The following is a 7,975-nucleotide window of genomic DNA, read 5'->3' as shown; positions in this document are numbered from 1 at the left end:
GCCCTGTCCTTGTAATAGGAGGAGGAAACTTTGGTACGCTAATTGCGACTGAACTTGCAGAAAGTCAAGATGTAACGATTGCTATTAGCTATCCATTTAAATTTTTACCACTCAAAATCATGAACAAAAGCATCTTTCATTGGTTAGAAAAGATTGGTCTCTTATATGCAGGAACTAATACAAAGCGCGGATTATGGTTTCGAAAACAAAGTGATCTATTTTTGGTTTTGACTTAAAAAATTAATTCGCGGAGGAAATATTGAGGTCAAACCAAGGATTATATTATATTGGATTGCCGTGGCAACATCAAAGGGGCTTAGCACTTATTTGCGGAGTAGGGAAAGGTGCTAAGTTCTTACATTTAGTTATAAAAGAAAAGAATGGAGAATGGGTTGGTTTTCCTGCTGTGCATTCACATACTTCTTTATTTCTTTTATACTTAAATCGAATCATATAAGATATATCGAAAATAGGATGAGTAAAAATGAGTGACTATGAAAATAAAGCATTGTTAAAAATTCTAGGGCCTTTGGAGCTTGAAGTAATGAAAGTTATTTGGATTAGAAAAGAAGCAACAGTTCAAAATGTGTTAACAGAATTAAATAAGCAAAATGATTATGCTTATACAACTATTATGACAGTAATGAATCGATTGGATAAAAAAGGGGTTCTTACGCGTAGTAAGTTGGGAAAGGGATATGTATATAAACCACAGTACACCCCTAATGAACTCATCCAACAAAATTCTTCTGAACAAGTGGAACATCTTCTCCATCATTACGGAGATATAGCTATTACGCAATTTGTGGATGCTGTTGGACATAACCCTGATCAACTTCATAAGTTAAAGGAACTTATTCAAAAATTAGAGCAGGTTGAAAAATAATGTATCGATTATTTCCAACTTTAAATATATACGTTTTATGGTTAGTTGATGTTACGACTGTGTTTATAAGTTCTTGTTTTGTTTTACATTATCAAACAATGCCAGGTTGTATGGGGATGGGCAGTATATTGGACTGTTGCAACATTCAATTGAATCATTGGCTTACCTTTATACCGATTATTGTAGGAGTTCTTTTTATATGTTTAGCTGGGACCTTTTTGTTTTTGTTTAAAAAGACGAAAAAATTTATTGCTGAGTTAGCTTTATATCAAATAGATTGTTATGAATCAATTGTAATCGAAGCTTTTCAACGAAAACATTCTGTAAAAGTTCAAATAGTAGAAGTTGCATATCCATTAGCATTTACACATGGATTTATTCGCCCTCATATTTTGGTTAGTACTGGTTTAATTGACTTATTGCAAACCTATGAATTAGAAGCTGTATTAGAACATGAGTATTATCATTATCAAAACAGAGATCCATTTAAATTATCAATAGGGTACAGTTTGGCACGTGTTTTTTCATTTTTACCAATCTCTCAAAAGTTTTATACACGCTATCTGATGGAAAAAGAAATCAACGCAGATACTTTTGCTATCCGAGAGGTAGGAATGAAGCCTGTTGCATCAGCACTATATAAGTTAATGACAAATGTACCTCCTTCTTCATTTGCAATGGCTCATTTTCAAAATCATTCTTTTCAGGATACTAATACTAGAATTGAGGTTCTTCTGACAGGGAAATATAAGCGGCCATCTATTGCATTAGTAGATTGGATGGAATCTAGTATTCACATTCTCTTAATTGTTTTACTTATAGCATGTGTGTCATTTTTGTGACAAATTCTCTTTTCTATAACAATTATCTACTACGAAATCGTAGTAGATGGTGGTTTTATCATCTGGATTATAAGATGTTGGGAGAGGAAAATAATGAAAAAGCTTATTTTAGGCGCTTCATTTATTTCATTAATGGCATTTGGCGGAACGGCTTTGGCTGCTAGTCCAACGCCACACAAAACAACGAATCAAGAAGATTGTATGACAATGAGTATGAAGGACTGTATGACAATGATGAAAGATTGTATGTCTAAAGATGACTGTAATACAATGGGCATGGAAGACTGCATGGAAATGATGAAGAATATGCAAAAATAAATGTCTATATACGGACTGTATCGATACCATCCATGATATAGACTGTGAGTAAGACGCATACTAGATAAAAGTAAAGCATAAATAAGAGCTGGTAAAGGAATAACCAGCTCTTATTTATGCTTGTTCCTATAGAACGGGAATAGTTAGATACAATTATGCATGTAGAGACAAACAGTGCCATCGTGTGAATTATTTCCTATTACAAATGGTTATAACAATAGTATGACACTATAAACACATAAAGAAGGGAAAAATTCGTATGAAAAGCTTTCGTATTATTAGTTTTTTTGTTCTTATTAGCGTAATTCTTCTATTAACAGCATGTGGATCTAAACTAAGAGACCAGTTAAACTGGAAATTAGATAATTTTTCATATACTGATCAGAACGGAAAAACATTTGGACGGGATGATTTAAAGGGGAAGGTTTGGGTAGCAGATTTTATTTTTACAAGTTGTAAAACAGTATGCCCACCTTTAATAGCTAACATGGAAAGGCTTCAAAGAATGTTAAAAGATGAAGGAGTTCAAAATGTTGAGTTTGTATCATTTAGCGTAGATCCAACTGTAGATACTCCTTCAAAACTCAAAGAATTTATGAGCCGTTATGATATGGATGAATCCAAGTGGCATTTTCTTACTGGTTATTCGCAAGAAGAGGTTACCGAGTTTGCTAAGAAAAACTTTCAAACACTTGTAGATAAACCACAAGATTCTGATCAAGTCACTCATGGAACAAGCTTTTATCTTGTAGATCAGACTGGAACTGTTGTAAAAAAGTATTCAGGTCTCTCAAACCCTCCTTATAAAGACATAGTCAGAGATATAAAGAGAATTCAATAAAAGTACTTTAGTAATTATTGATAATAAAAAACATATAAAGCGAAAAAGAGCTGGTGGTATGCCAGCTCTTTCTTTTTAAGTAATGTCGCACACATTTGTTCACACATCATGGCACAGTCTTGAAGAGATTTCATAGTTTTACATGCATTTGTACGGTATCTACTCTATATTCCATCCATATACCCCGTTATTTAGATAGTCATTAATTAAGGTATGTTTACCGTAGTATAGTTATGCCTTTGTGTAAGGAACTAATAAAGATGAACCATAATTCGATACAAGAGCTATCTTCTGAGTACATGGGTTTTTCAACAATCTTTTTAATCAACTGTAAAGATGAATTGTTTTCAGTTGATTATATAAGCAGTTAGTTATATACTTATTTCGAAGTAGAGGAAATTAAAATAAATCCTTTTAACGAATATTACGTTTAATTTCCGCTCAATATATAAGTATATGCTTATTTAACTATAAAAGGGTAGGTGTGGTATGGAAAAAACAGTTATAGAATTAACAAGAGCATCGCAGTTATTAAAACTATTAGGAGACAAAACAAGACTAACAATTGTATCTATTCTCAAACAACGTGAGTGTTGTGTCTGTGAACTTCTTGAAGTATTTGATATGAGTCAACCTTCTATCAGTCAGCATCTTCGAAAGTTAAAGGATTTAGGCTTAGTGCAAGAAGAGCGTAGAGGTCAATGGATTTATTATTCTTTAAATCAGGCAAGTGATTTATATACGCTTTTAGAAGATATTTTAGGCCATGTACCAGATCAAATAGAGAAAATCAAACAAATTGAGAAGAGCAATCCTACACTCCGGTGTGGTTGTTAATAAATAGTTAGAAAGGGAAGTGAGAAGGATGAGCAACACGGGGAAAAAACGTCTATCTTTCCTAGATCGATATCTAACCCTTTGGATTTTTCTTGCGATGGCAGTAGGGATTGGAGTTGGATATCTATTCCCTGGGTTCGTTGATGGAATGAATAGTCTACAGGTAGGAACAACTTCTATCCCACTTGCGATTGGCTTAATTTTAATGATGTACCCGCCGCTTGCTAAAGTACGCTACGAAGAGATGGGGCGCGTTTTTAAAGATGTAAAAGTATTAGTATTATCACTCGTGCAAAACTGGATTATTGGTCCGGTTTTAATGTTTACTTTAGCAATTATATTTTTACAAGATAAACCAGAATATATGGTTGGATTAATCATGATTGGTCTAGCACGTTGTATCGCGATGGTGATTGTATGGAATGACCTTGCGAAAGGTGATACAGAATATGCAGCAGGGTTAGTTGCTTTTAACTCTGTATTCCAAATGTTATTTTTCTCAGTATACGCGTATGTGTTTGTAACAGTCATTCCAGAATGGTTAGGAATTGAAGGAGCTGTTGTAGATATTACAATGGCAGAGGTTGCAAAATCAGTCTTTATTTATTTAGGAATTCCTTTCATCGCAGGAATGTTAACACGTTTTATCTTTGTAAAAACAAAAGGGCGAGAATGGTATGAAAAAGTATTCATACCAAAGATTAGCCCCATTACATTAGTCGCATTATTATTTACAATCATTGTGATGTTCTCATTAAAAGGAGAAGTGATTGTTAGCGTACCATTTGATGTTGTACGTATTGCGATTCCATTACTTATTTATTTTGTAGTGATGTTCTTTGTTTCTTTCTTTATGGGCAAAAAAATCGGTGCAAGTTATGGGGTATCAACAACATTAGCATTTACAGCTGGAAGTAACAACTTTGAATTAGCAATCGCTGTAGCTGTAGGGGTATTTGGAATCCAGTCTGGTGCAGCGTTTGCAGCAGTTATCGGTCCTTTAGTAGAGGTTCCAGTTATGATAGCTCTTGTAAATGTAGCACTGTGGTTCCAACGTAAATACTTTCAAACACAACCAAAATAATTATTGTTATAAAGGTGGAATTAACATGGAAAACAAGAAAACAATTTACTTCTTATGCACAGGAAACTCTTGTCGTAGCCAAATGGCAGAAGCTTGGGGTGAAAAATATTTAGGTGACAAATGGAATGTACTTTCTGCTGGTATTGAGGCGCACGGAGTAAATCCGAATGCAATTAAAGCAATGAAAGAAGTAGACATTGATATTACGGACCAAACATCTGATATCATTGACCGTGACATTTTAGATAAAGCAGATCTTGTTGTAACACTTTGTGGTCATGCAAATGATGTATGTCCAACAACACCACCCCATGTAAAACGAGTTCACTGGGGATTTGATGATCCAGCTGGTCAAGATTGGTCTGTATTCCAAAAAGTTCGTGATGAGATTGGCGAACGTATTAAAAAATTCGCTGAAACAGGAGAATAATTGAAAACAAAATAAGCCGAGAATTCTTTTTCGGCTTATTTTGTAAAGAAGGGGAGAAATCAGAGATGAAAAAAATTGAAATTTTTGATCCTGCTATGTGTTGTTCTACGGGGGTTTGTGGACCAAGTGTTGATCCAGAATTAATTCGTATTTCAGTAGCTGTTAATAATTTGAAGAATAAAGGAATTGATGTGACACGCTATAATCTTGCGAGTGAGCCGGATGCTTTTGCAAATAACAATGTTATTAGTCAATTATTAATGGATAAAGGACCAGATGTGTTGCCTGTAACTTTGGTAGATGGAAAAGTAGTAAAAGAAAAAGGTCATCTTACAAATGAAGAACTTGTACAGTTAACGGATATAACGGAAGAAGAGTTGAGTCAAAAGCCAGTCGTACGTTTAAAGCTAAACGTGAAAAAATAGAGAAAGAAGTGAAAGGCAATGACAAACTTATACAATCCAAACACAATAACATTCACACCATTTTTATTCTTTACTGGTAAAGGCGGAGTAGGAAAAACATCTACTGCATGTGCAACAGCAATTACTTTAGCTGATATGGGGAAACGCGTTTTGTTAATTAGTACTGACCCAGCTTCTAATTTACAAGATGTGTTTGAAATCGAACTAACCAACAAGCCGAAAGTAATTCTTAATGTTCCGAACTTACAAGTAGCTAACCTGGATCCAGAAACAGCGGCTTATGAATATAAGGAACGTGTTGTTGGCCCATATCGCGGGAAATTACCTGACACAGTAATTGCGACGATGGAAGAACAATTATCTGGGGCTTGTACTGTAGAAATTGCAGCATTTGATGAGTTCTCTACGTTACTTACAAATAAAGAGTTAACATCGAAATTCGATCACATTATCTTCGATACAGCACCAACAGGTCATACGTTACGTCTTCTTCAGCTCCCAACGGCATGGAGTGGTTTCCTAGAAGAAAGTACACATGGAGCTTCTTGTTTAGGACCATTAGCAGGTCTTGGAGATAAAAAAGAGTTATATAGTCAAACAGTTCAAGCATTATCTAATCCGAAACAAACAACATTATTGCTTGTTACACGTCCTGATAGTTCTCCGTTACAAGAAGCGCAACGAGCAGCTAAAGAATTAAAAGAAATTGGTGTAAGTAACCAATATCTACTTGTAAATGGCATCTTGAAAGACTATGTGCAAAATGATGATGTCTCAAATGCGCTGTTTAAGAGACAATCACGTGCGTTAGAAAATATGGCAGAAGAATTAAAAAGTCTTTCTGCTTATGAAATTCCATTAGTGCCGTTTAATGTTACTGGAATAGAGAATATGAGAAAGCTGGTTCAACCAATGGAAAATCTTTCGATTTCACATGAAGAAGCACATACTGTCTCTATTCCTTCACTTCAGACATTGATTACGAATCTTTCAGAGACAGGGAAACGAGTAATTTTTACAATGGGAAAAGGTGGTGTCGGAAAGACTACTGTAGCTTCAGCAATTGCAGTTGGTCTGGCTGAAAAAGGACATCATGTACATTTAACTACAACTGATCCCGCAGCACATATTGATTATGTCATGCATGGAGAACAAGGGAATATTACGATAAGTCGAATTGATCCAAAAGTAGAAGTTGAAAACTATCGTAAGGAAGTCATAGAGCAAGCAAAAAATACGGTTGACGAAGAAGGTTTAGCGTATTTAGAAGAAGATTTACGTTCTCCTTGTACAGAAGAAATCGCAGTCTTCCGTGCTTTAGCGGATATTGTTGAAAGAGCGAATGATGAAATTGTAGTTATTGATACAGCGCCAACGGGGCATACGTTATTGTTGTTGGATGCGGCACAAACGTATCATAAGGAAATTGCACGTTCTTCCGGTGAAGTACCACAGTCTGTGAAGAACTTATTACCACGCCTTCGTAATCCAGAAGAAACAAGTGTTGTAATTGTAACGCTTGCAGAAGCTACACCAGTTCATGAAGCGAGCCGTCTACAAGAAGACTTAAAACGTGCGGATATTACTCCAAAGTGGTGGGTTATCAATCAAAGTTTTTACGCAACACATACAAGCGATTTAGTGTTAAGAGGAAGAGCACAGTCTGAAATACAGTGGATTCAAGCGGTACAAAAGGAATCACAAAATAACTGTGTTATCATCCCGTGGCAATCGGAAGATATTGTGGGATATGAGAAGCTTAAATCTTTAGTAAAATAAAAAATTTGAATAGTTATTGTGAAGGGGAGAAATGAAAATGAATATTACAGATAAAGCAAAAGAGTTTATTGAAAGTGCTATGAAAGAAAACGGTGTTTCAACACTACGTTTTACATTTGAGGGTGCTGGATGCTGTGGACCAAGCTACGGTATTAATTTAGGAGAAGCGCAAGAAAATGATGTAACAGAAACAGTAAATGGTATTGAAGTTGCCATGGATCCAAAGGTCGTTGAAATTGTAAATACATTGACACTAGACTATGTAGAAGATCAACAAGGTGCAGGTCTTGTGATAAGTGGCGGATCGAATTGCTGCTGAACCGCGTGTTACTGCTACTGTGATCCAAACTGTAGGGAGTAAGGGGTATGATGGATTTGTAATTGCGCTTGTAACAGAAGAATGAGGTCTAGATGCCAATTATAGATCTACTAGACTAGGAGGGGGAAACAAAAAATGTTTGATATGTTATAACATGGATGGAAAACAGGGAACTCTTCTCGTGCTCCTCCAAAATGAATGCAGTACAATACAC

General features: G+C 35.4%; 10 protein-coding genes and 2 pseudogenes. All 12 read left to right on the top strand.

Going from position 1 to position 7,975, the window contains the following annotated elements:
* Nucleotides 1–457 (top strand): annotated as a pseudogene (locus AC1DIT_RS25940) (hypothetical protein); the annotation flags it as partial.
* Between the two features lie 27 nt (nucleotides 458–484).
* A complete protein-coding gene (locus AC1DIT_RS25935; RefSeq protein WP_016114525.1) occupies nucleotides 485–886 on the top strand; it encodes a BlaI/MecI/CopY family transcriptional regulator in 402 nt (133 codons plus the stop codon).
* A complete protein-coding gene (locus AC1DIT_RS25930) occupies nucleotides 886–1,728 on the top strand; it encodes a M56 family metallopeptidase (RefSeq protein ID WP_016131327.1) in 843 nt (280 codons plus the stop codon). Before AC1DIT_RS25935 ends, AC1DIT_RS25930 begins: the two co-directional genes overlap by 1 nt.
* A gap of 93 nt (nucleotides 1,729–1,821) precedes the next feature.
* A complete protein-coding gene (locus AC1DIT_RS25925) occupies nucleotides 1,822–2,046 on the top strand; it encodes a hypothetical protein (RefSeq protein ID WP_016114527.1) in 225 nt (74 codons plus the stop codon).
* A gap of 259 nt (nucleotides 2,047–2,305) precedes the next feature.
* On the top strand, nucleotides 2,306–2,887 hold the full coding sequence (locus tag AC1DIT_RS25920; RefSeq protein WP_016114528.1) for an SCO family protein: 582 nt from the start codon (nucleotides 2,306–2,308) through the stop codon (nucleotides 2,885–2,887).
* 489 nt (nucleotides 2,888–3,376) lie between these two features.
* Nucleotides 3,377–3,724 carry an ArsR/SmtB family transcription factor gene (locus AC1DIT_RS25915; RefSeq protein WP_016114529.1) on the top strand — a complete coding sequence of 116 codons (348 nt, stop codon included), beginning with the start codon at nucleotides 3,377–3,379 and terminating at the stop codon, nucleotides 3,722–3,724.
* Between the two features lie 28 nt (nucleotides 3,725–3,752).
* Entirely contained in the window at nucleotides 3,753–4,808 is a 1,056-nt protein-coding gene (arsB, locus tag AC1DIT_RS25910; protein ID WP_016114530.1) for an ACR3 family arsenite efflux transporter, read from the top strand.
* 25 nt (nucleotides 4,809–4,833) lie between these two features.
* On the top strand, nucleotides 4,834–5,238 hold the full coding sequence (gene arsC / locus AC1DIT_RS25905) for an arsenate reductase (thioredoxin) (protein WP_016114531.1): 405 nt from the start codon (nucleotides 4,834–4,836) through the stop codon (nucleotides 5,236–5,238).
* A 65-nt stretch (nucleotides 5,239–5,303) separates the two neighbouring features.
* A complete protein-coding gene (gene arsD / locus AC1DIT_RS25900) occupies nucleotides 5,304–5,663 on the top strand; it encodes an arsenite efflux transporter metallochaperone ArsD (RefSeq protein WP_016114532.1) in 360 nt (119 codons plus the stop codon).
* Nucleotides 5,664–5,681: 18 nt separating this feature from the next.
* Entirely contained in the window at nucleotides 5,682–7,442 is a 1,761-nt protein-coding gene (gene arsA / locus AC1DIT_RS25895; RefSeq protein ID WP_016114533.1) for an arsenical pump-driving ATPase, read from the top strand.
* 37 nt (nucleotides 7,443–7,479) lie between these two features.
* Nucleotides 7,480–7,761 carry a HesB/IscA family protein gene (locus AC1DIT_RS25890; RefSeq protein WP_016114534.1) on the top strand — a complete coding sequence of 94 codons (282 nt, stop codon included), beginning with the start codon at nucleotides 7,480–7,482 and terminating at the stop codon, nucleotides 7,759–7,761.
* Nucleotides 7,751–7,846: pseudogene (locus AC1DIT_RS25885) on the top strand (methyltransferase); the annotation flags it as partial. The gene AC1DIT_RS25890 and the pseudogene AC1DIT_RS25885, both read left to right, overlap by 11 nt.
* Nucleotides 7,847–7,975: the final 129 nt, after the last annotated feature.

The sequence above is a fragment of the Bacillus sp. 05T22 genome, from assembly GCF_056396765.1.
This window is presented reverse-complemented; position numbering and strand designations above follow the sequence as displayed.